Origin of the sequence: Rhizobacter sp. (assembly GCF_046595475.1) — a bacterium.
Taxonomy (GTDB): Bacteria; Pseudomonadota; Gammaproteobacteria; order Burkholderiales; family Burkholderiaceae_C; genus Rhizobacter.
Genome location: NZ_JBKJOQ010000011.1, coordinates 1 through 24,016 on the forward strand (window position 1 = coordinate 1; position 24,016 = coordinate 24,016).

The window sequence follows — 24,016 nt, forward strand, 5'->3', positions numbered from 1 at the left end:
GGTGAAGCGCCATCCGAGCTCGCACACCGCCAGGGCGCTGCGCGACTACGACCACGCGCTGGGCTTCGACGGTCATGCGGTGGAAGAAGGCGTGCCGCTGCAGTACGCGCTCAGGCCGGTGCGAGAGCGCGCATTGGCCGACGAGTCGATCCGCATCGTCAACGCCCGCGAGCACAACCTGAAGTCGATGGACGTGAACATCCCGCGCGGCAAGTTCAGTGTGATCACCGGCGTGAGCGGCTCGGGCAAGAGCACGCTCGCCTTCGACATCTTGTTCAACGAAGGCCAGCGCCGTTACCTCGAATCGCTCAACGCCTATGCCCGCAGCATCGTGCAACCCGCAGGCCGGCCCGAGGTGGATGCGGTGTATGGCATCCCGCCCACTGTCGCCATCGAGCAGCGCTTGAGCCGCGGTGGCCGCAAGAGCACGGTGGCCACCACCACCGAGGTGTGGCACTTCCTGCGCCTGCTCTACGTGAAGCTCGGCCTGCAACATTGCGTGAAAGACGGCTCGCCCGTCAAACCCCAAAGCGCCGAGAGCATTGCGGCTCAATTGTTGCGCGACCACAAGGGCGAACACGTGGGCCTGCTCGCGCCGTTGGTGGTCAACCGCAAGGGTGTGTACACCGACCTCGCCAAGTGGGCCAAGGCACGCGGCCACACGCACCTGCGTGTTGATGGTGACTTCTTGCCCGTCGACCCGTGGCCGCGGCTCGACCGTTTTAAGGAGCACACGCTGGAGCTGCCGGTGGGCGACATCGTGGTCAGCGCCGACAACGAAGCTGGCCTGCGCAACCTGCTGGCCAAGGCGCTCGACGTGGGCAAGGGCGTGATGCACCTGCTGGCGCCACTCACCGGCCTGAAGGGCGCCATGATCGCCGGCACGCCCACACGCAAGCTGGGCACGGTGAAGGTGTTTTCGACCAAGCGCGCCTGCCCCACCTGCGGTGACAGCTACGCCGAGCTTGACCCGCGCATGTTCAGCTACAACAGCAAGCACGGCTGGTGCACCCTGTGCGTGGGCACCGGCCTCGCGCTCACCCGCGAGCAACGCAAGGCGTATGACGATTCCATTCGCGATGACGACACCAAAGGCCGCGAGCAGAGCTTCCCGTCTGAAGAGAGGGAGGTCGAAGGTGTGGTCGACGAGCCGTGCCCCGCTTGCAGCGGCACCCGCCTGAACAAGGCCTCACGCGCCGTCACCTTCGAAGACCACGCCATCTCGGCCATCGCACAGTGGTCGGTGGCCGATTGCCGCATCTGGATCGAAGCCTTGAAGCTCAAGGGCCGCGATGCCGAGATCGCGCGCGACGTGATCGTTGAGATCCGCAACCGCCTGGAGTTCCTGGAAGAAGTGGGCCTGGGTTACCTCACGCTCGACCGCGCCGCGCCCACGCTCAGCGGTGGCGAGGCGCAACGCATCCGACTGGCCGCACAACTCGGCAGCAACCTGCAAGGTGTGTGCTACGTGCTCGACGAGCCCACCATCGGCCTGCACCCGCGCGACAACAAGGTACTGCTCAACGCGCTGCAAGGCTTGAGCGACAAGGGCAACACGCTGGTGGTGGTGGAGCACGACGAAGACACCATTCGCCGTGCCGACCACATCATCGACATCGGCCCCAGCGCCGGCAAACGTGGCGGCCGCCTGGTGGCGCAAGGCACGGTGGCCGAGGTGTCGGCGCAGGCCGAGTCGGTGACCGGCCGTTTCCTCGCGCACCCGCTCAAGCACCCGCTGCAAGCGCGGCGTGTGATCTCTGACGAGGTGTTCACCAAAGACCGCGAAAAAAAGGGCCCGCTGACGATCAGATGCGCTTCGCTCCACAACCTGCAGCAGGTGACGGTCGACGTGCCACTGCGCCGGCTGGTGGCAGTCACGGGTGTCAGCGGCAGCGGCAAGAGCACGCTTGCACGCGACGTGTTGCTGGCCAACCTGCTGTTCATCAACAGCAAGGGCGGCAAGCCCAAGTGGCAGGGCTGCGACAGCATCGAAGGCTGGGGTTTCATTGACCGGGTGCTCGAAGTTGACCAGACGCCCATCGGCAAGACACCGCGCTCGTGCCCCGCCACCTACATCGGTTTCTGGGACGTGATCCGCAAGCTCTTTGCCGAGACGCTGGAGTCAAGAGCGCGCGGCTACGCGCCCAACCGCTTCAGCTTCAACACCGGCGAGGGCCGTTGTGCGGGCTGCGAAGGGCAGGGCATGCGCACCATCGAGATGAGCTTCCTGCCCGACGTGAAGCTGCTGTGCGATGTGTGCCACGGCCAGCGTTTTAACGCCGAGACGCTGGCGGTCACGTGGCGTGGCAAGAGCATTGGCGACGTGCTGCAAATGGAGATCGACGAAGCGGTGGAGTTCTTTGCCAGCATGCCGCACATTGCGCACCCGTTGCAGTTGATGAAAGACGTGGGCCTGGGCTACCTCACGCTCGGCCAGCCGTCACCCACGCTGAGCGGCGGCGAAGCGCAACGTATCAAGCTCGTCACCGAGCTGACCAAGGTGCGCGACGACGTGGGCCGTCGCGGCAACAAGGCGCCGCACACTTTGTATGTGCTCGATGAACCCACGGTGGGCCTGCACATGGCCGACGTCGAGAAGCTCATTCGCGTGCTGCACCGCCTGGTGGACGGCGGGCACAGCGTGGTGGTGATCGAGCACGACCTCGATGTGATCGCCGAGGCCGATTGGGTGATCGACATGGGGCCGGAGGGCGGGGCGGCTGGGGGGAAGGTTGTGGCGGCCACTGATCCGAACTCACTGGTGAAGGTGAAAGCGAGCCACACGGGGGCGGCGTTGAGGCCGGTTTTGACCAGGGCCTGACGAACCAATAGCTATCCATGTAAAATTCATCGAATTATTCACATGGAATTCTTGTGGACCGTCAATCCCCCTTCACTCGCGATGGCTTGGGCCGTGCGATAGAGCTTGCGCTATCAGCTGGGCCGAAGGCGGCTTCGCAGTTGACCGCTGCACTCGGGATCAGCCAACCCACGCTGTCACGAACTATTCAGGCCATGTCGAAAACCGTGACCAGTTTCAGGGTCACAGGGCAACGAACGCCGCTGTACGCGCTGCTGCGGCAGCTGCCGATGGGCCTGCATCCGCGGCAACACATCCACCGCTATCTCGGCCAGGGCCATATCCGGCCGTTCGCAGACGTCGAGTTCCTGGCCGGCGGCGCCACGCTGGAACGGGTGGGCAAGGTCACTACGCTCTACGAAGGTTTGCCGCCCTACATGGCCTTTGCTGCGCCCTCCGGCTTTCTGGGGCGGCAGCTGGCGCAAGCGGCGGCTCAGTCGCAGCCCTTCCCCGTCAGCCTCAAGGACTGGGGTGACGAGCACCGGGTCGCCTATCTCTTCACGCAGGGCTTGAACCTGCCGGGCAATCTGGTGTTCGGCGATGTCTCGCTGCACAAGGAGATGGAGCTTCGCGCTGCGGCGCCGATTCCTCTTGCCGAGAAACTCGCGCACTACGTGGCCATGGCGTCGGCGCTCAAGGCTGCGGCGTATGGATCGAGCGCGGGCGGCGAGCAGCCCAAGTTCTTGGGCCTGACCGAAGACACGGGCCATGTCATTGTGAAGTTCGCCAAGCGTGGCAGCCGGATGGCGGCGCTGCTGCCGCTAGAGCACCTGGCCCTGCGTGCGTTGCAAGAGGTGGGTGTGCCCTCGGCGCAGACGCAGTTGCTGGTGGCTGGCGACTTTGTTTTTCTGGAAGTTGTGCGCTTCGACCGGGTAGGGCTGACCGGTCGGGTGGGCATGCTCTCGGCCGGCTCGGTCGACGATGAGTTCTTCGGAATGCGCGACTCATGGTCGGAGTTCGCGGCGCGTTGCGAGCAGGCGAAGTACCTGACGCCTGAAGACGCCAGGCACGTCGACACCATGGCGGCCTTCAGCGAACTCATCGGCAACACCGACCGGCACTTCGAAAACATCTCGCTGCTGATCGACGAGAACGGTGAGTACCAGGGCATCGCGCCGGCCTACGACATCCTGCCCATGCGCTACGCGTCCATCGGCGGCGGGGTGGACCCTGACCTCACGCCCATTGAACCGAAGATCGGCACCATCGGCCCGCAGCCAGAAGTCTGGGAACGAGCCGCCCTGGCTGCTGAGCGCTTCTGGCGGTCTGTACAGACGGAAAAACTCAGTGCCCCGGTGTCACCCGAGATCAGGCGATTGGCTGCGCATAATCTGAATGTCGCCAAGGCGTTTGCTGTGCCTCTCTTGTCGATGTGATCAGGCTGGGCGAGCTGCGATGGCAATCTAGGATGCGTGGTGGTGCAGGCAAAAGGCAACACCCCTTGGGCCGCACCGAGACTCAAGCGCACATTGAGCCTGCGGTTTCCCATTCGATCCGACTGCGCGAGATCCCTAGTGCGATGGCAATCAAGGATGCGTGGTGCAGGCAAAGGCAAGCCTGACCCCAGTGGGTTTTGACTCCAATGCGTTTGCAATTCATTGGATGAGGCGCCGTGCGAGGCCGGGCGATGGCCACTGCGGTTGCAGCAAGGTGTTTGGCGTTGGAGGGCGACTAGAGTCGTTGCTGACAAGCAGACTGAAAGCAATAGACAAGACCTGACGTTACCTTCGCGTGGGTGCTTCGTGAGGGTGCAATGACCGGAGACCTCAAGCAGCGATTTTGAGTCGCAAGATTATTGGAGCCGCAATGACAAGACAGATCGTTGACCGCCTGCGCTCTGCTGCAAAAGGCATCGCCTGGCTGAAGGGCAGCGTATGGACCGTCTTCGTTTTTGGATCGATCCTCCTTGCCTACTTGGTACTTCTTCCTTGGATGCCACCGTGGGTTAAGAGCCTGATTCCCGCCCAAGAGACGCAAGACCGTACAGGCAACTTGAATCATGCGGGTCTTCCGACGCCTGAGAGCGCGCAGCAATGTGCCTCTAGGCGCTCCCCTTCTCCTGCGCGAACCTTGCGTGTCATCTTCGGAAGCAATATTTGGCTTCTAACTAAACCGGGGCGAGTGAAGCTCTTAGGGTTCGCTCTTGTTGCTCGGGCCGCAGGTCCACCTGTCGCCGATTCTGACGTCCGTCCGCCGATGTCTGGCTTCTTTGAAAACGAGAATGGCGTCGGATATGAGCCTTTCAGGCGCGTTGCTCCCATTCGCATGGTCTTGGAGGCAGACTGGGGGCCGAAGGGCTTCCTTGATGTCTACGCGAACATCTACAACGAGCGGGGGGTTCTCGTTGCACGGCTTGACAAGGGCAATAACTACTCAATTGATGCGCAACATAGCCCTGTTCGCAAGCGAGACAACTCCTTGCTGATGGTGAAGGGCAAAGATGGTTCCAATTTGCTCTGGGTGCATTTCCTAAATGAAGAAACCGTAGAGATAAGGGGAACCTTCTACGACCCGAGTGGTTCTCGGGCGATCCGGGTCGAACAAGGTCGGGTCGACTCTGGTGCTGGATACGTTTCTAAGCTGAACTGCAGTGAGGACAGTTCAGGCTATCTCGCTTGGCTGGATTCAACTCCTGAGCGGTTCGAGCGCTACACGAACCCGAATTAATGCACTCGCAAGTCGGGGTCGGGTCTGGTCGGGTCTTGCCTTTTGCCTGGAAGTGTCGTCGCTTCAGTCAACTCACAAACGGATTGATCACCGGCACCTTGAACCGCTTGAAGTCCCGCACATTGCGCGTCACCACCGTGAGGTGGTGCACCCGAGCCGTCGCCGCGATCATGGCGTCTTCGTAAACCGTGTCGGTCTGCTTGTGCATGAGCTTGGCCCACACACGAAAGACGGCTGCGTCCATGGGCAGCACGCCGTAGGTCGCTTCGACCTGATCGGCCCAGGCCTCGATCTCTGCGGCTTTGGTGGCGTCTTGTTCGCGCGTCAACTCGATGCCTGCTTGTATCTCGCCCAGCGTCACCGCAGACAAGCGAAGGTCGGCGTCGGGCACGCTTTGCAGCCAGGCGAGCACGCCGCCATGCGGGCGCGGCTTGCGAAGCTCCGAGACGATGTTGGTGTCAAGAAGGTACATGGCTGCCCTCAAAGACCTGCTGGTGCGCGCCGCCGGGCCCGCCCGCGAGGCGGCAGCTCCAGGCCCGTGCGGCCGGCATCTGATAACAGCAAGGCCTTGAGCGTCGGCCGCGCAGACTCACGCACGCGGTTCCACTCTGCGATGGGCACGAGAACGGCAGTCTCCGTGCCGCGCCGGGTCACCACCTGCGGCCCTTCGCTCACACAAGCGTCGAGCAGTTCGCTGAAGCGCGCCTTTGCATCCTGTACTGGCCAGTAGTTCATGTTCGCACCTCAAATGACTAGTTGAATGACTAGTTTAATGAGGAGCGTCTTCAGGTGCAAGGGCGCCGCGCATGGTTGGCCGCGCTGTGGGCAGATCCCGGGCTGCGGTAGGCACTGGTGACGAGTACGGCCAATCGAGCCCCAAGCCTCCTTCTGCGTGCGGTCTGATCGCCTGACGGCATGGGGGTCGCGTGCGAAACTGCCGTGCAGTTGATCCGCGACCACCGACTCCCTTCCATGCATCGCAAAATCATCGCCCGGTTTCTCGCCGCGGCGCGCAAGCGCAACGCTCCCCCGGCAGCGGCCCGAAGGAACGGCCAGCAGTCGCCGGACACCCGAAGGCGGGGCCCCTGCCGGTCGCTGATCGCGAAGCTGGAAGCCATCGCGCCAAGCCGCCTGCCCACGCAACTGGCCCTCTGCGCGCTGCTGCTGCTGATCTGCGGTGCCTTCTTCCTCGCGCCTCACGCATGGCCATTCCTGGACGCCCCGCTCGGGCTTTCCGCGGCGGGTGCGTTGGTGGCCTACATCGGCCGGCGGCGGCTGGGTGACGCCATCGCCCTGGCCCTCCCGCCGCTCTTCGGTCGCTGGGTCGATGCCGAAGTCGGCTCGCACGCCTTGTTGGTGGCGTGCCTGGTGGTGTACCTCCTCACCATGCGGCCGCGCTTCGCTGCCGTGGCAGGCAGCATGGCGGCCGCGCTGCTGCTCGCAGGCATCCGCCTCAAGCAGCAGTTCGCTGGCACGCCGCTGACGTGGCAAGACCTTCGGTTTTTCTTTCGGCAGTTCGCAGACAACGTTGGCGTGCTGGCGACCCAGCCGACGCTTGTCTGGTACGCGGCGGCGGCCGTAGGCCTTGCGATCGGGGGCTGCATCCTGGCCTGGCGATGGAACCCACCGGGCCGCCGCGTGGGCTGGCCGGCGCCGGTCACGGCCGCGGCGCTGGCCGCGCTTCTCGTCGCGCACAGCGGAGGCCTCTTTGCGAAAGAGGTGGCCAGGCTGAGCACCTCAGGTGCATGGTTTGTCGTTGAGGGCCTGCTCCAACGGCCGGCTGTTGCCTTCTTTGCAACGGCGTCTCTGGAACCTCGCTGGGACGTTGAATACACCGACACCACGGCCTTCCGGCAAGACAGCCTGAAGCTTGTTTCCGCCGGGGGCAAAACCGGGCCCGCCGACATCGTCGTTTTTCTCCAGGAGAGTCAATTCAACCCAGCGACCCTTGCAGGCTGCCCCGCCACGCTTTGCAAACTGGATGCATTCGGCGCCAGCACCCGCACGGTCGCGCACGGGCCGCTGCAAGTGCACGTCTTCGGCGGCGGCACTTGGTCGTCTGAGTTCGCGTTCGCGACTGGTGTTCCGCACGACGTGTTCGGCCCGGCGGGCGAGTTCGCGCCGTTCAGCATTGCGCCTCACGTCAACCGTTCCTTCGTGCGGTCGCTGAAGGCAGCCGGCTACCGCACGGTCGCTTTGTACCCGACACGTGGCGACATGATGAATGGCCGCAACGCGTATGCCGGATACGGCTTCGACGAATTTCTCGACGCTTCGCAACTGGGCCTGCCTGAGGACTGGGGCACTCCCGATGGGCTGGTGCATGAAGCCGCGCGACGCGTTCTGGCGCTCGAGCGCAAGCGCGATCAGCCGATATTTCTGTTTGCTCTCACCATCTTCAACCATGCAGAGCATGGCGTGAGGATGGAACGGGTACCGGCCGAACTCGTCGCCGAAGTGTCCAGGGCGTTCACTGCCGCAGACGAAGCCCGCAGCGTCGCCGACTACCTGTGGCGCAGCCGGGAGTTCGAGCGCGAACTGAAACTCACCCGCGCGGCAGTTCTCGGGACGCCAAGGCCCGCGGTGCTCGCGTGGTTCGGCGATCACCAACCCCCGTTCGCCAACGCGATCAGCCTGAGAGAACGCATGCGGTCGCTGCCGACGCAGACCGGCACGGTGCCAGCCCGGTACCAGACCTGGTACGAGGTGTCGAGCAACCGGCCCGAACGGGCGCCGGCAGAGGTGCGGCCAGAGGTGCGGCCAGAGGTGCGGCCAGAGACGCCGCGTGCCTTGGATCTCGTCTTCCTGCCCGGCCTGCTCGCGCAAGCCGCCGGCGCGCCCATCGACGATTGGTTGGCCGCCAACATATGGGCAAGAAGGCAGTGCGTCGGCTTGTTGGAGGCGTGCCGCATGCCCAAGGGTCGAGAGGCCTATCTCTCCTACCTTTGGGCAGACCTCACGGCGTTCACGCTCCCCTGAGTCAAGATTCAGTGTGCCGCCGTTGGCGTGGTTGCCTTCAAGAACCATGCCCATACGGCACCCTGGCATGGGGAATGCGTGTTGAATGGCGCCATGCAAACACTCGATGAAATGTTGAAGCTGAAGCTGCTCTCCACCCACCAGCATGCCGAGATCAGCGCCTGGGTGTCGCAAGCTCGCACGCCTGAGGCCATCCTGGAGATGCCACCGGCGCTGTGGCGCAGCCTGGAGCTGGCCAGCGTGCTGATGGAGTTCGACGCCGATCTGCTGGAGTAGAGGCGCTGCGGTGCTCAACAGGGGCTCTCAAACCCCGTAGGCATGCGCCTACCCCTGCTCGCGCCAACTCCCTATTCCGGTCAGCCTGCTCCGTTGATATTTTTTGGCTTCCCGCAATCAACCAGGAGCCTCCCATGCTGCTGCGCAAGCTGATCGTCTTTGCCATCACCTCGGGCCTCGCCAAAAAGGCCTACGACCATTACCGCGCCAGCAAAGGGCCGGCGATAGTGGCCCAAAAAGTACCGAGGCCCCCGACGCACCGCCGTGCGACCACCGTGCCCGCCGCACCGGACGCTTGATCAGAGGGCCGCGCGCTGCTGCAGGCCTTTCAGCGGAATGATCAGATGAAGGTGCCGCGCGGGGAGGCTGGGCAGGGGCTGCTCGGCAGTTGCGATACTCCAGGGTTTTTCAACCCGACCGAGTACCTCTCCATGCGAACCCTCAAATCCGGCCTCCTTCTGGCCAGCGCCGTTTCCCTGTTGGCACTCAGTGCTTGCAATGGGGGCAAAGAAGACAAGCCGGCGGCTGCCGGCGCCAGCACCCCGGCCGAGGCAACCGTCAACGGCACCGTCATCTCGCAAGGGGCAGTCGACATGGTCATCAAGCAGCGCAGCGGTGGCCAGCCGGTGTCGCCCGAGGCGCGCAAGGCCTTGGTCGACAGCCTCGTGCTGCAAACGGTGGTGGCACAAGAGGCTGCCAAGCAAGGCCTGGACAAGTCGCCCGAGTTTGTGGAGCAGATGACCACGATCAGGCAGTCGGCGCTGGCCAACGCCTATATCGAAGACTATGTGAAGAAGAACCCGATCACCGACGACATGCTGAAGGCCGAGTACGAGCGCATGAAGGCAACGACGGCTGGTACCGAGTACAAGGCGCGGCACATCTTGGTCGAGAAAGAAGCCGATGCCAAGGCCATCATCGCCACGCTCAAGAAGACGCCGGCTGCGTTTGAGAAGCTGGCAAAAGAGAAGACCAAAGACGCTGGCTCCAAGGCCAGCGGCGGCGACCTGGGCTGGTTTGACGCGCAAAGAATGGTGCCCGAGTTTGGCGCTGCGCTGAGCAAGCTGGAGAAGGGCAAGTTCACCGAAGAACCGGTGAAGACGCAGTTTGGCTACCACGTGATCCTGCTGGAAGACAAGCGCGCGACCGAAGCCCCCCCTCTGGAAGCTGTCAAGGCGCAGATGAGCCAGCAGCTGCTGCAGCAAAACGTGAAGAAGCAGATTGATGCGTTGAAGGCCGCGGCCAAGATAGAGCTCGCCGCCGCGCCAGCTGTTGCCGCACCTGCGGCTTCTGCCGCTGCATCTGCAGCATCTGCTGCGAAGTAAGAGGCACGAGGGCTCTCTACGTTGAGAGCCGCCTGCGGCGCTGAGCGCCGCGTGCCATCAGGGCATCATGTCGTCCGACCTTTGGTACTCGGCATCGGCCGCAATGGCGAGTAGCAGTTCAACCGCAGCGCCCTTGGGAAAGGGCCCTGCCTCGGTTTCGAACAGGCCTTCGATCTGGTCCGCGCGCGACATGCTGTCCAGCAGGTGCATAGACCAGTTTTCAAACTGGCGCGGCACGCCTTCCAGTCGCTGCAGCACCTTCATCTCGGTATGCCGCGAGTCGGCGGCGATGCTGCGCAGCAGCTCATCGACCTCGGTGGCGCTGCCTTCCACCACCTGCGCAAAATGGCGGCCGCTGTAGGCGAGCAGGCCCGTCAACTGGCGCCTGCGGTTGCGCAGCTGTGAGCTGCCTACGATGCGTCTAACGTCAGTGGGCGTCACCGCTGGGGCGCAGCGGCTGATGTAGAAGACTTGAACAACGGGCATGGGGACCGCCAGGGTTGCAATGGATGACCATATGGCGTGCTATCGGCCGTTGCGACGCACCCTGTAGCGTGAAGTGCCGCGGTATGTGCACTTCTCGGCAGGCTGGGTGCTTGTTGGCAATGCAAGCCCGAGCGCGCTCACCCCAAGGCCGCGTACCTTTCCAAATGGTGATCCACATCGCCGAAGCGCTGCGTCGCCATGGTCAAGCGCCGGAAGGTGTGCGACACCTTCAGCTCTTCGGTCATGCCCATGCCGCCGTGCAGCTGCACAGACTCTTGGCTGACCCGCTGCGCGGCGTCGGCGATCTTCACCTTGGCAGATGACACGGCCCGCGCACGCTCGCTGGCGCTGAGGGTCGCGTCGTCCATCTTGGCGGCCGCCAGGATGGCCATCGAGCGCGCCTCTTCGGTGGCGATCACCATGTCGACCATGCGGTGCTGCAACGCCTGGAATGAGCCTATGGGCACACCGAATTGCTTGCGCGTTTTCAGGTACTCAAGTGTGGCGTCGCAGGCGCTCTGCATGGCGCCCACAGCGTCGGCGCAGAGCAAGGCGGTGGCGAAGTCGGTGGCGTCTTCTATCAGCGGCAGGGCCTCGCCCAATGTGCCGAGCAGCGCGTCAGCGCCCAGCTTCACGTGGCTGAAGCTTATGTCTGCCGCGCGCAGCCCATCGACCGTGCGGTAGGCCTTGAGCGAGACACCCGCTGCCTTCGGATCGACCAGGAAGAGGCTGGCGCCGTTGCCGTTGCTGGCCGACACGATGAGCCGCGTGGCTGAAGGCGCGCCGATGACCATGCTCTTCTCGCCGTTCAAGACCCAGCCGTCTGTGTTGCTGGTAACGGTGGTGGCGTGCGGATCAAGCTCGTAGCGGCGCCCCGGCTCCAGGCTCGCGAAGGCGAGCTGCACCGTGCCATCGGCCAGCCCCGGCAGCCAGGCGCCGCGCTGGGCCTCGTTGCCAGCGCGTGCCAGCAAACGGCCAGCCAGGCCCACGTTGTCGAGCAGCGGCTCGACCACCAGCGCTTCACCACAGGCCTGCATCACGGCCATCAAGTCGGTGGCGCCACCGCCGAAGCCGCCGTCGGCCTCGGGCAATGTCATGGCGGTCAGGCCAAGCTCGGCGAAGGCGGCCCACACATTGGCGCCAAGGCCAGTGGCCGATTGAAGAATGGCCTTGCGGGCCTCGAAACCATAGGCGTTGCCTAGGTACTTGCGCACCGAGTCGGCCAGTTGTTGTTGCTCGTCTGTGAGGTCGAAATTCATGTCGTGCTCCGTGGGGCTGCAGGCTCAAAGGCCCAGCGTGGCTTTGGCGATGATGTTGCGCTGAACTTCGTTGGAGCCGGCGTAAATGCTCGCCTTGCGGTAGTTCAGGTAGCGCGGTGTCACGCTGGTGAGCGTGGGGTCGAGTTCTTCGCCGTCGATGGCGCGAAAGGGTTGCGCCGTGGGCCCCAGGGCCTGCACGGTCAGCTCGGTGATCGCCTGCAAGATCTCGGTGCCGCGGATCTTCAGGATTGACACATCGGCCCCCGGCGGCTGGCCGCTGCGGCGCATCTTGTCGAGAAAGCGCATGGAGGTGAGCTCCAGCGCATCAAGGTCGATCTCGATGCGGCTCAGCTTGTCGCGAAAGCGCTGATCTTCAATGATCGGCTTGCCGCTCTTGTGCTCGCGCGTGGCGATCTGCTTCAGCTCGGCCAGCAAGCGCTTGCTGCCGCCCACGTTGCCCGAGCCCATGCGTTCGTGACCCAGCAGGTACTTGGCCACCGTCCAGCCCTTGTTTTCTTCGAAGACGAGGTTCTCGACCGGCACCTTCACGTCGTCGAAGAAGATTTCGTTCACCTCGTGGCCGCCGTCCATCAGGATCAGCGGGCGCACCGTGATGCCGGGTGTGGCCATGTCGATCAGCAAGAAGCTGATGCCTTCTTGCCGGCGCGCAGAGGTGGAATCTGTGCGCCCCAGGCAGAAGATCCAGTCGCCGTAGTGGCCCAGCGTGGTCCAGATTTTCTGGCCGTTGACGAGGTAGTGGTCACCGCGGCGCTCTGCGCGTGTTTTTACCGCCGCCAGGTCGGAGCCAGCGCCGGGCTCAGAGTAGCCCTGCACCCAGAAGTCGACCCCGTCGCGCATGCGTGGCAAGAAGCGCGCTTTCTGCTCTGGCGTGCCGAAGTGCATGAGCACCGAGGCGCACATGCTGGGCCCGAAGGGGGGCAGCCCGGGCGCGCCCGAGAGGCCAAACTGTTCTTGGTAAAGGTAGCGCTGGGTGATGTTCCAGCCCGTGCCGCCCAATTCTTCGGGCCAGTGCGGCACCGACCAGCCTTTGGCGGCCAGAATCTTGTGCCAACGCATGATGTCGGCCTTGCTCAGCTCACGGTGCTGCTGCATCTTGTGGGCGATGTCGGCGGGCAGGTTGGTGTCTAGCCAGGCGCGAACCTCGTCGCGGAAAGCGAGTTCTTCGGGGGAGTAGCTCAGGTCCATGTTTGTCTCCTATTCGGGCTCTACTGAAAGTCGTATGACGTAGCGGTTTGTCAGCGCACGAAGCTCTTGCCTTCGGCGGCCAGCTTTTCAAGCAGTGGCGAGATCGTGAAGTTGGCGCCCATGCGGTCGCCATAGTCCTTCAGCTTGGCCACCACGGTGGCCAGGCCCACGGTGTCGGCATAGAACATCGGGCCCCCGCGGTATACCGGCCAGCCATAGCCGTTGAGCCACACCACGTCGATGTCTGATGCGCGTATCGCAATGCCTTCTTCAAGAATCTTGGCGCCCTCATTGACCATGGCATAGGTGCAGCGCTCAAGAATCTCTTGCGCGCTCACCTCACGCGCCGTACGGCCTTCCTTCGCCATGAAGTCGAGGATGATCTTGCGCGTGACCTCACTCGGCTTGGCGTTGCGTGCCTCGTCGTAGTCGTAATAGCCTGCGCTGGTCTTCTGGCCGCGGCGATCCATCTCGCAGAGCACCTCGCGGATGGTGGGGCCATGGCTGGTCTCGCGGCTCCAGCCCAGGTCCAGGCCGGCGAGGTCGCTCATCTGGTAGGGGCCCATCGGCATGCCGAAGTCGTAGAGCACTTTGTCGATGTCCCAGGGCATTGCGCCTTCCATCATCATTGCGGCCGCTTGTGCGCCACGCGCTGCGAGGATGCGGTTGCCGATGAAGCCCGGGCACACGCCCGACAACGCGGCGACCTTGCCGATCTTCTTGCCCAATTGCATGGCGGTGGCCAGCGCGGTGTTCGAGGTCTTCGCGCCTCGCACCACTTCCAGCAGCTTCATCACGTTGGCCGGCGAGAAAAAGTGCAGGCCGACCACGGCTTCGGGCCGTGACGACGCGGCCGTGGCGATCTCGTCGAGGTTCAGCGCCGAAGTGTTTGACGCGAGCACGGCACCTTGCTTCACGATGCGGTCGAGTTTGCCGAAAATGTCTTTCTTGACCGGCATGTTTTCGAACACGGCTTCGATCACCAGGTCGCAGTCGGCCAATGATTCCATGTCGAGCGAGCCGGTCAGAAGCGCCATGCGTTTCTCCACCTCTTCGGTGGTGAAGCGGCCGCGCTTGGCCGAGTTTTCGTAGTTGCGGCGCACGACCCCGAGGCCACGATCGAGCGCGGCTTGTGCCGTCTCCACCAGCGTGACCGGTATGCCGACGTTGGCGAAGTTCATCGCGATGCCCCCGCCCATGGTGCCTGCGCCGATGATGCCTACCTTTTTCACCTCGACGATGGGTGTGTCAGGCGGAATGCCAGGGATCTTGGCGGCCTCGCGCTGCGCAAAGAAGGCATAGCGCTGCGCAATCGAGGGCACGCCCGCGACCAGCTCGGCGAACAAGCGGCGCTCGGTGTCCAGGCCGTCGTCGAAGCTGCCGTTGACCGCGGCTTGCACGCACTGGATGCAGGCCTCGGGTGCGGGCAGGCCGCGAAACTTCTTCGCGTTGGTCTTGCGCACATTGGCAAAGATCTCGGGCTTGCCGCGGGCGGCGATCAGCTTGTCGTCGTTGTCGCGCACCTTGCGCAGCGGGCGTTTCTCGGCGATGACCTTGCGGGCAAACGCAATGGCGCCGGCCCGCAGCTCGCCTTCAGGCACCAGCTCATCCACAAGACCCATCGCCAGGCATTCGGGCGCGGGCACATGCGTGCCGTTGACGATCATGTCCAGCCCCTTTTCCACCCCCACGAGGCGCGGCAGGCGCTGGGTACCACCGGCGCCGGGCAGCACACCGATCAGCACTTCGGGCAGGCCGCACTTGGCGCTGGGCACGGCCACGCGGTAGTGGCAGCACATGGCCACTTCCAGCCCGCCGCCCAGGGCGGTGCCATGGATGGCCGCGATGACAGGCTTGGCGCAGTTCTCGATCAGGTCTTGCACCTCGCGCAGGCCGGGGGCCTTGGGCGGCTTGCCGAACTCGGTGATGTCGGCACCGGCCAGAAAGGTGCGGCCGGCGCAGATGAACACCACTGCCTTGACGGCCGCGTTGGCGTTGGCCGCCTGCATGCCTTCGACGATGCCCTGTCGCGTGGCTTGCGACAGGGCATTGACCGGTGGGTAGTCGATGGTGAGGATGCCGATGTCGCCTTCGACGGTGAAGGTGCCGGCGCTGCTGGATGTGGTCATGGTGTTTGTCTCCTGTTTTTTCTAAAAATCACGGCCCTTCGATACCTCGGGGTGAGTGGCCGCTGCAATGACTACAGCACTTCGAACAGCCCCGCGCCTCCCATGCCGCCGCCTATGCACATCGACACCACCACGTGCTTGGCGCCGCGGCGTTTGCCTTCGAGCAGGGCGTGGCCGGTGAGGCGTGCGCCGGTCATGCCGAAGGGGTGGCCGATCGAGATCGAACCCCCGTTGACGTTGTAGATGTCGGGGTTGATGCCCAGCTTGTCGCGTGAGTACAGGCACTGGCTGGCAAAGGCTTCGTTCAGCTCCCAGAGATCGATGTCGTCGATCTTCAGGCCGTGGCGTTCGAGCAGGCGCGGAATGGCGTACACCGGGCCTATGCCCATCTCGTCGGGCTCGCAGCCGGCCACAGCCCAGCCCTTGAAGAGGCCCAGAGGCTGGAGGCCGCGGCGCTCGGCCTCTTTTGCTTCCATCATCACCACGGCCGCCGCACCATCAGACAGCTGGCTGGCATTGCCGGCGGTGACGAACTTGCCCGCGCCGCGCACCGGCTCCAGCTTGGCCAGGCCTTCCAGCGTGGTGTCGGGTCGGTTGCACTCGTCGCGGTCAACGGTCACGTCAACGAACGACTCGGCCTTGGTGACCTTGTCGACCAGCTTCATGCGGGTTTTCACTGAAATGATTTCGTCGGCAAACTTGCCGGCCTTTTGCGCCGCCGCCATCAGCTGCTGCGAGCGCAGCGAGTATTCGTCTTGGTACTCGCGGCTCAAACCGTAGCGCTGCGCCACGATGTCGGCGGTGTCGATCATTGGCATCCAGATCGCGGGGTGCGTGTCGGTCAGGCTTGCGTCGGTGCCACCACCCCCGCCACCTTGGTAGCTGATGGAATCAACGCCACAGCCGACCATGACGTTGGCGCCGCCTTCAACGATGTGGTGCGCTGCAATCGCGATGGCGTTCAGCCCCGACGAGCAGGCGCGGTTGAGTGTCATGCCTGCCGTGGTCACAGGCAGGCCGGCCAGCAGCCCGCCTGAGCGCGCCACGTTGCCCGAGGCGGCCACGCAACCGGCGATCACGTCTTCAACCTCGGCCGGGTCAACCTTGGATCGCGCCACCGCGTGCTTGATGGCGTGGCCCAGCATGGTCATGCTCGGCGTGTTGTTGAAGCCGCCTCGGCCGGCTTTGGCCAAGCCGGTGCGGGCATAGGAAACGATGACGGCCTGACGGTTCGAAGATGTCATGAGTGTTGCCTCTTGCAGAACGGTTGATGAAGATCGCAGACCATCATGGCCGCAAAGCGAAAATACTGCTGTCGCGCACTGAACACCCGGCGGCGCCGCGAGCCCACCGGGCGGCGGGCGGCAAGAGCAAGGCCTGCCGCGTGCTATACCGCCATCCACGAATTACAGGGTGGGGGAGTGACGAGGGATGTCGAGCCTGACGCCGTCAGAAATCGCGTTCTTGATGTTGGCGATGGTGCAGGCCGTGGCTGCGGTCATGTGGGCCCTGGGCGCATGGTGGATACCCGAGACCCGTACCGCCGCCGCGCACTGGGCGGGCTACTCCGCCTGCAGTGCCGCTGCATTTTTGTACCTGGGAACCAGCCTCAGCTCGTTGCCGATGGCCGCCGTGCTGTTCGCGATCACCGGGTTGATGCTGTTGCAGCACGGGGTCTGGCACTTCACGGGGCAGCCGCGCCGCTACACCTTGCACGCGGCCATGCTGGTGGCGGCGGCACTCGCGTCGTGGATAGGTGCCGACCCGGCGTGGCGCCAGGAGCAGGCCGTTTTGCACTACCTGATCATGGCCGCGCTGTACCTCTGGGCTGCATGGGACTTGTATCGCTATGCCCGCGGCACGCTGGCCCTGCGCTTCCCCTGGTTGCTGGCCGTGCCGCTGTTGCTCGCGGGGTTGAATTCGGCCGGGCGTGCCGCGCGCACGGCACTGAAGCCCGATGCACTGGTCACCGAGATCGCGTCCAACAGCTCGCTCAACGTGGGCACGGCGATGGCCGTTGTGGCCGTGATCGCGATGCTGCACGCCATGCTGATGGCGATGGTGGTGGCGCGCCTGATCCAGCAGCTGCGCTGGCGCGCGCGGCACGATGGGTTGACGGGCCTGCTGAACCGCCGCGCCATGCAAGAGGCCATCGACCTGCAGCTCAGCCGCAGCATGCGCACCGGCCTCACCTTTGCGGTGGTGATGCTGGACATTGATCACTTCAAGGCCATCAACGACCGCCACGGCCACGCCGCGGGCGACCAGGCGCTGAAGCACACCGCCGTCTTGCTGCAGTCCTGCGTGCGTGAGACCGACCATGTGGGCCGCTTCGGCGGTGAGGAGTTCATCGTGCTGCTGCCGGGGGTGGGCTTGTCGCAAGCAGCGCAGACCGCCGAGACATTGCGCGCGCGCCTCGCTGCGCAGCAGGTGCAGCGCGAGGGCGAGCCGCTGTGGATGTCGGCCAGCTTCGGCGTGGCCGAGTGGAAGGGCCCGAGAGAGGAGCCCTCGCGCCTGCTGATGCGCGCCGACCAAGCCCTCTACCGCGCCAAGCGCGCTGGCCGCAACCAAGTGCAGGCCATCACCGATGAGGCCGGTGGTGAGCCGGGTGCACCGATCCCGGTGTGAGCCTTCGGGGCCTAGCGCCTTGGCTCTTATCTGAGCTGTGCACCCATGGAGGGGCTGCGCAACCAGTTGACGATCATCTCGGCGGTGCTGTCGCTCAGTGAATCGACCGACCTGCAGGTGGTGAGGCCCCGGCCAGATGAGGTGTATGAGTCGAAGCTGGCGACCAGGGTCTTGCCGTCGTATAGCTCACCGGTCAGGCTCATCCATTTCGGGCCGCTCAAGCCGCCGCCGCCCACCGCGTGCACTTCTTTCACGCGAAGCAACAGGCGGCGGCCCGGGTACTTGCCGATGTCAATGGCGCGAGCCTCCAGCTTGGCGCGCGGGGGTGGCTCGTCGTTTTCGTTGAAAGCCGCGACCAGGCGCTTCACCATTGCAGTAGGCCAGGCGCATTCGTCGCGCACCGTGTCGTTGAGGGATTCGGGGCCGGTTGCGGGTATTTCGGCGCCGGTGACGATGACTTCATCGGGGTGTATGCCCACGCAGTCGTCGCCGCAGGGCATGAGCGATGTCTTGGTGGCCCAGTCAGAGACGTTCTGGCCGAACGAGGTGCTTATCTCCAGCAAGGCAGGGCAGGAAGGCCGCTCGTTCTTGTAAGACTCGTTGCCCTGGAAGTCTCGGCTGGCGAGCAGCTTGCCGTTGCGAACGATGTTGGCTCTGATGACCACCAGGTAATCGCTTTTGCTGGTCTTGTGGATGAGGCCCAGGCTGACAACTGCCAAAGAAAGGCGGGTGTCTGCCGGCATTGCTGGTTTGTCGCCCCGCACGATGGCGCCTCTGGCGCTCGCGAGGGTGGCGGACACCATGTTGGCCTCCCATGCACACTCTTTGTCGCTGGGCTGCGCACCTTGTAAATAGGTGACGCTGTCTTGCAGCTCGATCGCGCCCCAGGCCGGCAACCCGGCCATGGCGCAAGCGGCCGCCATCAGCAGGCTGCGCAGGGATTTCATCGTTGTCTTGTCTTGCATGAGATGTTTACCAGAAGCGCGATGGCGGTTGCTCATCGCATGCCAGGGATTGGTTTGAGTTCAGCGGTACGGGCGGCGGTGCCGTCAGTGATCCGGGCGGATCTTAGAGGCCGCAGGGCTGGCCTTACTTCCACGCAAACACCGGTTGCTCGAAATGCGACACGCGCGTGTGTCGGCCCTCGATGCAAACCTCACGGAACTGGTAGAGCAGGGCCGCAGTGGGTGCGGCGATCCAGGCGTGGCCGACGGGCATGCGCAGCACGGCATGCTCACTTTGCGCGATGTGCTCCAGCATCGGCGCGTCTGCGCGCAAGAACTCGGCAATGGGGATGCGGTGAACGCTGGCCACTTCATTCGGGTTGGGTGAGATGCTGCGCGCCGCTCCCGCCCATAAAACGACTGGCGTGATCACAAACCCCGAGCGTGTCACGTAGTCATCGAGCCGGCCCATGATGGCGCTCGCATCGAGAGACAGGTTGACCTCTTCATTGATCTCGCGCAGCGCCGCCTGCTCGGCGGTCTCGCCCGTGTCGATGCGCCCGCCGGGCAGTGCCCACTGGCCGGCATGCTTGCGCAATTGCAGTGAGCGCATGGTCAGCAGCAGGGCGGCCTGCGTGCTCCACTCCGCGTGCTGCGCAAAGCCCGGCAGCTCTGCGCCATGGCCTTCGTCAATGATGGCGATGGCCACCGCAGCGGTGTGAAGAGGGCTTGCACCGGGGTTGACCACGGCGCTCTGCAGCTCAAACGCCTGCAGATGGCGCTGAACCAGCGCTTTGAGCTGCTCGTCGCGTGGCAGGTTGCGCGGGCTGGATGTCGGGGTGCTGTTCATGTTTCGCCGCAGAGCTGAGTGAATATAGGCCCCCGGCCGATACGATCGAGGGCCTTGCTGACTTGCCCTGTGCCTCTCTGTGCATTACCTCACCTTCGATCTCAGCGACAACGCAGAAGGCGTCACCACGTTGGAGGCTCTGGCCTCTACCTCTGCCGAGCAACACGCGGCGGTGATGGCCGAGGCGCAGCAGGTGCTGAGCTGGGCGTGGCAGCATTTTCCCCATACGCATGGCCCGGCAGACGAGGGCATGGACTGGGATCACGACCTGCAGGTGCAGGTGGAAGATGGCGGCTGGCACGCGGTCACGCTGACCTTGACTGCATCACCGCATTTTGTTGAAGAATTCCTCACGGCCTTTGGCTCGCAGGATTGAACAAGTGCGCAAGCGGGAATGACGGCCGTGCAATCGAAAAACAAGCAACCCTTTACCAGATGAGCGACGTACCTCAGCCCGAACGTTGGTGGGGCAGGGTAGCTCAGCTTGGTCACCAATCAGGACCCTTTATGGACATCACCGACCTCTTTGCATTGGGCAGCCGTGTAGGCGACAAGCTGGTCGCGCGAGGCGAGACTGTCGCTGTTGCCGAGTCATCCACGGGCGGGCTGATCTCTGCCGCCTTGCTGTCACGCGCCGGCGCCTCGGCGTATTACTTTGGCGGTGCCGTGCTGTACACGCGCCGTGCCTTCCGGCTGCTGACAGCGCTCACCGCCGACGACACCAGCGGCATGCGTTCGTCGAGCCCGCCCTATGCGCAACTGCTGGCGCAGCACCAGCGGGCACGGTTTCGGGCGAGCTGGGGTGTGGCCGAAACGGGCGCTGCCGGGCCCGATGGCAACCCATATGGCGACCCGGCCGGCCACACGTGTCTGGCGGTCGATGGCCCGGTGAACCGCGAGCGCGTGCTGCGCACCGGCCAAGATGATCGGGCAGGCAACATGATTGCTTTCGCGATGGCTGCGCTGCAGCTACTGGAGGGCGCTATCGATGCGGCTCAGGGCGCCGAGCCACTAGCAGAAACAAGCCATGAAGGCTGACCTCACCACTGCCACGCTGGCGCACTACAACGACAGCGCCGACAGCTTCTGGCAGGGCACGCGCGACCACGACGTCAGCCAGAACATCGCTGCCTTGCTGCGCCACTTGGAGGGCGAGGCGCCGCAGACCGTTCTTGACCTCGGCTGCGGCCCCGGGCGAGATCTCCAGACCTTCACCAAACTCGGCCACACGGCCATCGGCGTGGACGGTGCACCTCGCTTTGTGGCCATGGCCCGCGCCCACAGCGGCTGCGAGGTGTGGCAGCAAAACTTGTTGTCCCTGGATCTGCCCCGCGCCCGCTTTGACGGCGTGTTTGCCAACGCGGTGTTGTTTCATGTGCCCAGCGCGGCACTGCCGGGTGTGCTGCTTGCCTTGCATTCCACGCTCAAGCCACGCGGCGTGTTGTTCAGCTCGAACCCGCGCGGCCAGGGGCAAGAAGGCTGGCAGGGCGATCGCTATGGGGTCTATCACGACCTCGTCTCGTGGCGGCGCTACCTCACAGCGGCCGGGTTCGACGAGTTGGAGCACTACTACCGCCCCGCCGGGCTGCCACTGGAGCAGCAGCCGTGGCTGGCCAGCGTGTGGCGCAAGGCCGACGAGGTGGGCTGCGAGTGACGCCTGAAGTAGAGTCGCTCGCACCATCCTTCCGCTCTCTTCACCGCCATGAACCGACTGCAGTCCGAGTTGCGTCGCCTCTACCTTCCGCACGCGGCAGACGGGCTGGGCACCGACCCTGCGGTCTCCCGCCTGATCGATGCCGAGGGCAGGGTGCGAGCCATGGTGTTGGAGCTGGCTCGGCCGGCAAATTGGGAGCTGCTCTCCAAAGTTTGGCGCGCGGTTCAGACCGAACTCGAATTGCCTGCGCCCGCCATCGCCGTCTCGGGTACCGACGGCTTGCAGCTCTGGTTCTCGCTCGCTGAGCCGGTCTCTGTGGCGCAAGCCTCGGCGTTTCTTGAGCTTCTGCGCTTGCGCTTTTTGCCGGAGGTGGCGCTCCAGCGCTTGGACCTGATGCCGAGGGAGGATGCCTTGGCGCCGGCGCAAGCGCGCCACGCCACCTGGGTGCCTGCTCCACAGGGGCAATCCGGCAATTGGTCTGCGTTTGTGGCCGCAGACCTCGCCCCCGTCTTCGCCGATACCCCCTGGCTTGACACCCAGCCCAGCAACGAAGGCCAGGCCGATTTGTTGAGTCGCCTCGCGAGCATCAAGCAGCCCGCGTTTGAAACGGCCTTGGCGCGGCTCAGGCCGGCCAAGGCTCAACCCACCGCCCCGGCTCCGGCCGCGGAGACGGCGTCCTCGGGTGCCAAGCGCTTTTTGCTGAAAGTGATGAACGATGACACCGTGGCGCTGGCGCTTCGTATTGAAGCGGCCAAGGCGCTCCTCTCGCACCAAGGCAACTGACGCTGCGCCGTGCCTCAGGCCCTGCCGGTGCCCGGGCTGGCAAGCGCTAGGGCAGCGCAGCCCGGGGCACGAAGCTCACGCCGCACAAATCCACCGAACCGCCGCGAACCGTCAGCCCGAGTGAGTGCCCGCGCTGCAGCAGCGCAGCGGGGTCGTCGACCTCAACCTCCAGGCCACTCAGATGCTCGGCCGCTCCGGCGGGGGCTTGCTTGAACCGCACGGCGCCGAGCTCGAAGCGCAGCACCGGGTGGCCTTCCTGATGCTGCAGCGGCTGGTCGATGATGCGCGCCCAGTGCGCGGCAAGGCCGGGCGCATCCGGGCTTGTGACCTCGATCCAGGGCACGCCGCTCACGCGCTCCAGCTGCTGGCCGGCCTGCCAGTGCGGGCCGGCGGGCCAGTAGGCGCCGTCGATCTGCTCGTTGCCGATGGAGCGGTCGAACTCCAGCATGGTGGCCCGGCAGTCGCGTGGGTGCAGCTGTATGCCCCAGAAGTGGCCCGGGTGGTCCATCACGTGTGCGATGCGTATCCCCAAGGACTCGACATGCGCGCGGCGGCGCTCGGGGTCGTGCGTGTCGAAGATCGCCATGTAGCCACCCCGCCCGCCCGAGCGCTGCAAGAAGCGCCCGACCGCCGTGGAGTCGTCGACCTGCCCCGACGCGGGCGCGACGATCTCAACAAACTGGTGGCCGAACACAAACAGCGCGTTGACCAGCCCATAGGCGCCGACCGCCGGGTCGTGGTGGCAAGGCGCCAGCCCGAAGAGCTGCTGCATCGCCTGCACTGCAGGGTCGAGCTGGGGAGCCACGAGGCAGATCTGGCGCAGGCGGAAGGTCATGTTCTGTTTCCTGAGGTGGGGCTGCCACGCATTAAAACGCCTTTGCGCGGGAGCTGCCTTAGAGTTCGCACACCCCAGCCCGGAGCACCGCATGGCCACCACCTTCACCGAACACCACGTCAACGGCATCCGCATGCGCGTGGCCGAGCAGGGCAGCGGGCCGCTGGTGCTCTTGTGCCACGGCTGGCCCGAGTCTTGGTATTCGTGGAGACATCAGATCGAGGCGGTGGCGGCCGCGGGCTTTCGTGTGGCGGCACCCGACATGCGCGGCTACGGCGGCACCGAGGCACCGCAAGACGCCACTCAATACACCATGCTCCATCTGGTGGGCGACATGGTCGAGCTGGTGCACGCCCTGGGTGAAAAGCAGGCCGTGATCGTTGGGCACGACTGGGGCGCACCGGTGGCCTGGCACTCGGCCTTGCTGCGGCCCGACGTGTTCCCTGCCGTGGTGGGCATGAGCGTGCCCTATGCGCCGCCTGGCCGGGTGGACATGCTCACCTCGCTAGAAAAGGCGGGCATCTCCACCTCGTACCTGCAGTACTTTCAGACCCCGGGTGTCGCCGAGGCCGAGCTGCAGGGCGACGTGCGCGACTCGCTGCGCCGCATCTACTACAGCGCCTCGGGCGATGCACCTGAAGGCGTGGGCTTCAGCATGCTGCTGCCCGGCCACGGCCTGCTGCACCGCGCGCCCAACCCCGACACCCTGCCCGAGTGGCTGAGCGAGCAAGACCTGGACTATTACGTGGGCGAGTTCGAACGCGCAGGCTTTCGCGGTGGGCTCAACTGGTACCGCAACCTGCGCCGCAACTGGGAGCTGACCACCCCCTGGCGCGGCCGCCCCATCCAGCAGCCCTCGCTGTTCTTGGCGGGTGAACGTGACGGCGTGCTGCGCTCGCCGACGGCCAAGGCCCAGCTTGCCGCCTTTGCGCAGACGCTGCCTGGCCTGCGCGGCTGCCACCTCTTGCCCGGCGCCGGACACTGGGTGCAGCGTGAGCGCGCGCCGCAGGTCAACGAGTTGCTGGTGGGGTTCTTGCGCGGCTTATGAGCTGAGGCGTCCCGGCGGCGACACCGTTTGCCGGGGGAAATGGTCAACACTTTCCTCTCGTCAAAAGAATCACGGAGACCAAGACCC

At 64.7% G+C, this 24,016-nt stretch carries 23 protein-coding genes; 13 read left to right on the forward strand and 10 right to left on the reverse strand.

Annotation, left to right across the window (positions count from 1 at the left end):
* From AC30QB_RS02475 to AC30QB_RS02485, 3 genes are all read left to right on the forward strand, one after another.
* The coding region (locus tag AC30QB_RS02475; protein WP_489544607.1) for an excinuclease ABC subunit UvrA at positions 1-2,821 on the forward strand (2,821 nt) is incomplete at its 5' end.
* A 194-nt stretch (positions 2,822-3,015) separates the two neighbouring features.
* The gene (locus AC30QB_RS02480; RefSeq protein WP_489544608.1) at positions 3,016-4,236 is read left to right on the forward strand and encodes a HipA domain-containing protein; all 1,221 of its coding nucleotides are present in this window, start codon (positions 3,016-3,018) and stop codon (positions 4,234-4,236) included.
* Between the two features lie 430 nt (positions 4,237-4,666).
* Positions 4,667-5,527: a hypothetical protein gene (locus AC30QB_RS02485; protein WP_489544609.1), complete on the forward strand. Its 861-nt coding sequence runs from the start codon at positions 4,667-4,669 to the stop codon at positions 5,525-5,527.
* Between the two features lie 67 nt (positions 5,528-5,594).
* On the opposite strand, the gene AC30QB_RS02490 is transcribed toward AC30QB_RS02485, so the two are convergent.
* Both AC30QB_RS02490 and AC30QB_RS02495 read right to left on the reverse strand, forming a co-directional pair.
* Positions 5,595-5,999 (reverse strand): type II toxin-antitoxin system VapC family toxin, encoded by a 405-nt coding sequence (locus tag AC30QB_RS02490; RefSeq protein ID WP_489544610.1) that lies wholly within the window; start codon positions 5,997-5,999, stop codon positions 5,595-5,597.
* 8 nt (positions 6,000-6,007) lie between these two features.
* Positions 6,008-6,262: a type II toxin-antitoxin system Phd/YefM family antitoxin gene (locus AC30QB_RS02495; RefSeq protein ID WP_489544611.1), complete on the reverse strand. Its 255-nt coding sequence runs from the start codon at positions 6,260-6,262 to the stop codon at positions 6,008-6,010.
* A gap of 237 nt (positions 6,263-6,499) precedes the next feature.
* On the opposite strand from AC30QB_RS02495, the gene AC30QB_RS02500 reads away from it, so the two are divergent.
* From AC30QB_RS02500 to AC30QB_RS02515, 4 genes are all read left to right on the forward strand, one after another.
* The gene (locus AC30QB_RS02500; RefSeq protein WP_489544612.1) at positions 6,500-8,506 is read left to right on the forward strand and encodes a sulfatase-like hydrolase/transferase; all 2,007 of its coding nucleotides are present in this window, start codon (positions 6,500-6,502) and stop codon (positions 8,504-8,506) included.
* 93 nt (positions 8,507-8,599) lie between these two features.
* On the forward strand, positions 8,600-8,782 hold the full coding sequence (locus tag AC30QB_RS02505) for a hypothetical protein (RefSeq protein WP_489544613.1): 183 nt from the start codon (positions 8,600-8,602) through the stop codon (positions 8,780-8,782).
* Between the two features lie 134 nt (positions 8,783-8,916).
* Positions 8,917-9,081, forward strand: coding sequence for a hypothetical protein (locus tag AC30QB_RS02510; RefSeq protein ID WP_489544614.1), 165 nt, complete (start codon positions 8,917-8,919; stop codon positions 9,079-9,081).
* A 132-nt stretch (positions 9,082-9,213) separates the two neighbouring features.
* On the forward strand, positions 9,214-10,107 hold the full coding sequence (locus AC30QB_RS02515; RefSeq protein ID WP_489544615.1) for a peptidylprolyl isomerase: 894 nt from the start codon (positions 9,214-9,216) through the stop codon (positions 10,105-10,107).
* Positions 10,108-10,164: 57 nt separating this feature from the next.
* Here the strand turns inward: AC30QB_RS02515 and AC30QB_RS02520 are convergent, their stop codons facing one another.
* The 5 genes from AC30QB_RS02520 to AC30QB_RS02540 all read right to left on the reverse strand — a co-directional run bounded on the left by AC30QB_RS02520 (position 10,165) and on the right by AC30QB_RS02540 (position 16,431).
* Positions 10,165-10,593, reverse strand: a complete 429-nt coding sequence (locus AC30QB_RS02520) for a BLUF domain-containing protein (protein ID WP_489544616.1) — start codon at positions 10,591-10,593, stop codon at positions 10,165-10,167.
* Between the two features lie 137 nt (positions 10,594-10,730).
* Complete coding sequence (locus AC30QB_RS02525) at positions 10,731-11,852, reverse strand: acyl-CoA dehydrogenase family protein (protein WP_489544617.1); 1,122 nt, start codon at positions 11,850-11,852, stop codon at positions 10,731-10,733.
* A gap of 24 nt (positions 11,853-11,876) precedes the next feature.
* Positions 11,877-13,058: an acyl-CoA dehydrogenase family protein gene (locus tag AC30QB_RS02530; RefSeq protein WP_489544618.1), complete on the reverse strand. Its 1,182-nt coding sequence runs from the start codon at positions 13,056-13,058 to the stop codon at positions 11,877-11,879.
* A 50-nt stretch (positions 13,059-13,108) separates the two neighbouring features.
* Positions 13,109-15,187, reverse strand: a complete 2,079-nt coding sequence (locus AC30QB_RS02535) for a 3-hydroxyacyl-CoA dehydrogenase NAD-binding domain-containing protein (protein WP_489544619.1) — start codon at positions 15,185-15,187, stop codon at positions 13,109-13,111.
* Positions 15,188-15,258: 71 nt separating this feature from the next.
* Positions 15,259-16,431: an acetyl-CoA C-acyltransferase gene (locus AC30QB_RS02540; RefSeq protein ID WP_489544620.1), complete on the reverse strand. Its 1,173-nt coding sequence runs from the start codon at positions 16,429-16,431 to the stop codon at positions 15,259-15,261.
* A gap of 187 nt (positions 16,432-16,618) precedes the next feature.
* Here AC30QB_RS02540 and AC30QB_RS02545 point away from each other — a divergent pair, with 187 nt between their 5' ends.
* Positions 16,619-17,815: a GGDEF domain-containing protein gene (locus tag AC30QB_RS02545; protein WP_489544621.1), complete on the forward strand. Its 1,197-nt coding sequence runs from the start codon at positions 16,619-16,621 to the stop codon at positions 17,813-17,815.
* 26 nt (positions 17,816-17,841) lie between these two features.
* Here the strand turns inward: AC30QB_RS02545 and AC30QB_RS02550 are convergent, their stop codons facing one another.
* Positions 17,842-18,780 (reverse strand): hypothetical protein, encoded by a 939-nt coding sequence (locus AC30QB_RS02550; protein ID WP_489544622.1) that lies wholly within the window; start codon positions 18,778-18,780, stop codon positions 17,842-17,844.
* Between the two features lie 124 nt (positions 18,781-18,904).
* On the reverse strand, positions 18,905-19,609 hold the full coding sequence (locus AC30QB_RS02555; protein ID WP_489544623.1) for an NUDIX hydrolase: 705 nt from the start codon (positions 19,607-19,609) through the stop codon (positions 18,905-18,907).
* Positions 19,610-19,688: 79 nt separating this feature from the next.
* Between AC30QB_RS02555 and AC30QB_RS02560 the strand changes: the two genes are divergently transcribed.
* The 4 genes from AC30QB_RS02560 (at position 19,689) to AC30QB_RS02575 (ending at position 22,046) form a co-directional block, all read left to right on the forward strand.
* Positions 19,689-19,985 carry a hypothetical protein gene (locus tag AC30QB_RS02560; RefSeq protein ID WP_489544624.1) on the forward strand — a complete coding sequence of 99 codons (297 nt, stop codon included), beginning with the start codon at positions 19,689-19,691 and terminating at the stop codon, positions 19,983-19,985.
* Between the two features lie 131 nt (positions 19,986-20,116).
* Positions 20,117-20,647 carry a CinA family protein gene (locus tag AC30QB_RS02565; RefSeq protein WP_489544625.1) on the forward strand — a complete coding sequence of 177 codons (531 nt, stop codon included), beginning with the start codon at positions 20,117-20,119 and terminating at the stop codon, positions 20,645-20,647.
* Entirely contained in the window at positions 20,637-21,263 is a 627-nt protein-coding gene (locus tag AC30QB_RS02570; RefSeq protein ID WP_489544626.1) for a class I SAM-dependent methyltransferase, read from the forward strand. Before AC30QB_RS02565 ends, AC30QB_RS02570 begins: the two co-directional genes overlap by 11 nt.
* 48 nt (positions 21,264-21,311) lie before the next feature.
* Positions 21,312-22,046: a hypothetical protein gene (locus AC30QB_RS02575; protein ID WP_489544627.1), complete on the forward strand. Its 735-nt coding sequence runs from the start codon at positions 21,312-21,314 to the stop codon at positions 22,044-22,046.
* 46 nt (positions 22,047-22,092) lie between these two features.
* Here AC30QB_RS02575 and AC30QB_RS02580 read toward each other — a convergent pair whose 3' ends face one another.
* Positions 22,093-22,881 (reverse strand): VOC family protein, encoded by a 789-nt coding sequence (locus AC30QB_RS02580; protein ID WP_489544628.1) that lies wholly within the window; start codon positions 22,879-22,881, stop codon positions 22,093-22,095.
* A 91-nt stretch (positions 22,882-22,972) separates the two neighbouring features.
* Here AC30QB_RS02580 and AC30QB_RS02585 point away from each other — a divergent pair, with 91 nt between their 5' ends.
* The gene (locus AC30QB_RS02585; RefSeq protein WP_489544629.1) at positions 22,973-23,929 is read left to right on the forward strand and encodes an alpha/beta fold hydrolase; all 957 of its coding nucleotides are present in this window, start codon (positions 22,973-22,975) and stop codon (positions 23,927-23,929) included.
* Positions 23,930-24,016 lie beyond the last annotated feature (87 nt).

What these genes read in the sequence shown, in the direction of transcription:
- AC30QB_RS02480 (WP_489544608.1), top strand. Translation starts at nt 3,016, where the DNA reads ATGTCGAAAACCGTGACCAGTTTCAGGGTCACAGGGCAACGAACGCCG.
- AC30QB_RS02485 (WP_489544609.1), top strand. Translation starts at nt 4,667, where the DNA reads ATGACAAGACAGATCGTTGACCGCCTGCGCTCTGCTGCAAAAGGCATC.
- AC30QB_RS02490 (WP_489544610.1), bottom strand. Translation starts at nt 5,999, where the DNA reads ATGTACCTTCTTGACACCAACATCGTCTCGGAGCTTCGCAAGCCGCGC.
- AC30QB_RS02495 (WP_489544611.1), bottom strand. Translation starts at nt 6,262, where the DNA reads ATGAACTACTGGCCAGTACAGGATGCAAAGGCGCGCTTCAGCGAACTG.
- AC30QB_RS02500 (WP_489544612.1), top strand. Translation starts at nt 6,500, where the DNA reads ATGCATCGCAAAATCATCGCCCGGTTTCTCGCCGCGGCGCGCAAGCGC.
- AC30QB_RS02505 (WP_489544613.1), top strand. Translation starts at nt 8,600, where the DNA reads ATGCAAACACTCGATGAAATGTTGAAGCTGAAGCTGCTCTCCACCCAC.
- AC30QB_RS02510 (WP_489544614.1), top strand. Translation starts at nt 8,917, where the DNA reads ATGCTGCTGCGCAAGCTGATCGTCTTTGCCATCACCTCGGGCCTCGCC.
- AC30QB_RS02515 (WP_489544615.1), top strand. Translation starts at nt 9,214, where the DNA reads ATGCGAACCCTCAAATCCGGCCTCCTTCTGGCCAGCGCCGTTTCCCTG.
- AC30QB_RS02520 (WP_489544616.1), bottom strand. Translation starts at nt 10,593, where the DNA reads ATGCCCGTTGTTCAAGTCTTCTACATCAGCCGCTGCGCCCCAGCGGTG.
- AC30QB_RS02525 (WP_489544617.1), bottom strand. Translation starts at nt 11,852, where the DNA reads ATGAATTTCGACCTCACAGACGAGCAACAACAACTGGCCGACTCGGTG.
- AC30QB_RS02530 (WP_489544618.1), bottom strand. Translation starts at nt 13,058, where the DNA reads ATGGACCTGAGCTACTCCCCCGAAGAACTCGCTTTCCGCGACGAGGTT.
- AC30QB_RS02535 (WP_489544619.1), bottom strand. Translation starts at nt 15,187, where the DNA reads ATGACCACATCCAGCAGCGCCGGCACCTTCACCGTCGAAGGCGACATC.
- AC30QB_RS02540 (WP_489544620.1), bottom strand. Translation starts at nt 16,431, where the DNA reads ATGACATCTTCGAACCGTCAGGCCGTCATCGTTTCCTATGCCCGCACC.
- AC30QB_RS02545 (WP_489544621.1), top strand. Translation starts at nt 16,619, where the DNA reads ATGTCGAGCCTGACGCCGTCAGAAATCGCGTTCTTGATGTTGGCGATG.
- AC30QB_RS02550 (WP_489544622.1), bottom strand. Translation starts at nt 18,780, where the DNA reads ATGCAAGACAAGACAACGATGAAATCCCTGCGCAGCCTGCTGATGGCG.
- AC30QB_RS02555 (WP_489544623.1), bottom strand. Translation starts at nt 19,609, where the DNA reads ATGAACAGCACCCCGACATCCAGCCCGCGCAACCTGCCACGCGACGAG.
- AC30QB_RS02565 (WP_489544625.1), top strand. Translation starts at nt 20,117, where the DNA reads ATGGACATCACCGACCTCTTTGCATTGGGCAGCCGTGTAGGCGACAAG.
- AC30QB_RS02570 (WP_489544626.1), top strand. Translation starts at nt 20,637, where the DNA reads ATGAAGGCTGACCTCACCACTGCCACGCTGGCGCACTACAACGACAGC.
- AC30QB_RS02575 (WP_489544627.1), top strand. Translation starts at nt 21,312, where the DNA reads ATGAACCGACTGCAGTCCGAGTTGCGTCGCCTCTACCTTCCGCACGCG.
- AC30QB_RS02580 (WP_489544628.1), bottom strand. Translation starts at nt 22,881, where the DNA reads ATGACCTTCCGCCTGCGCCAGATCTGCCTCGTGGCTCCCCAGCTCGAC.
- AC30QB_RS02585 (WP_489544629.1), top strand. Translation starts at nt 22,973, where the DNA reads ATGGCCACCACCTTCACCGAACACCACGTCAACGGCATCCGCATGCGC.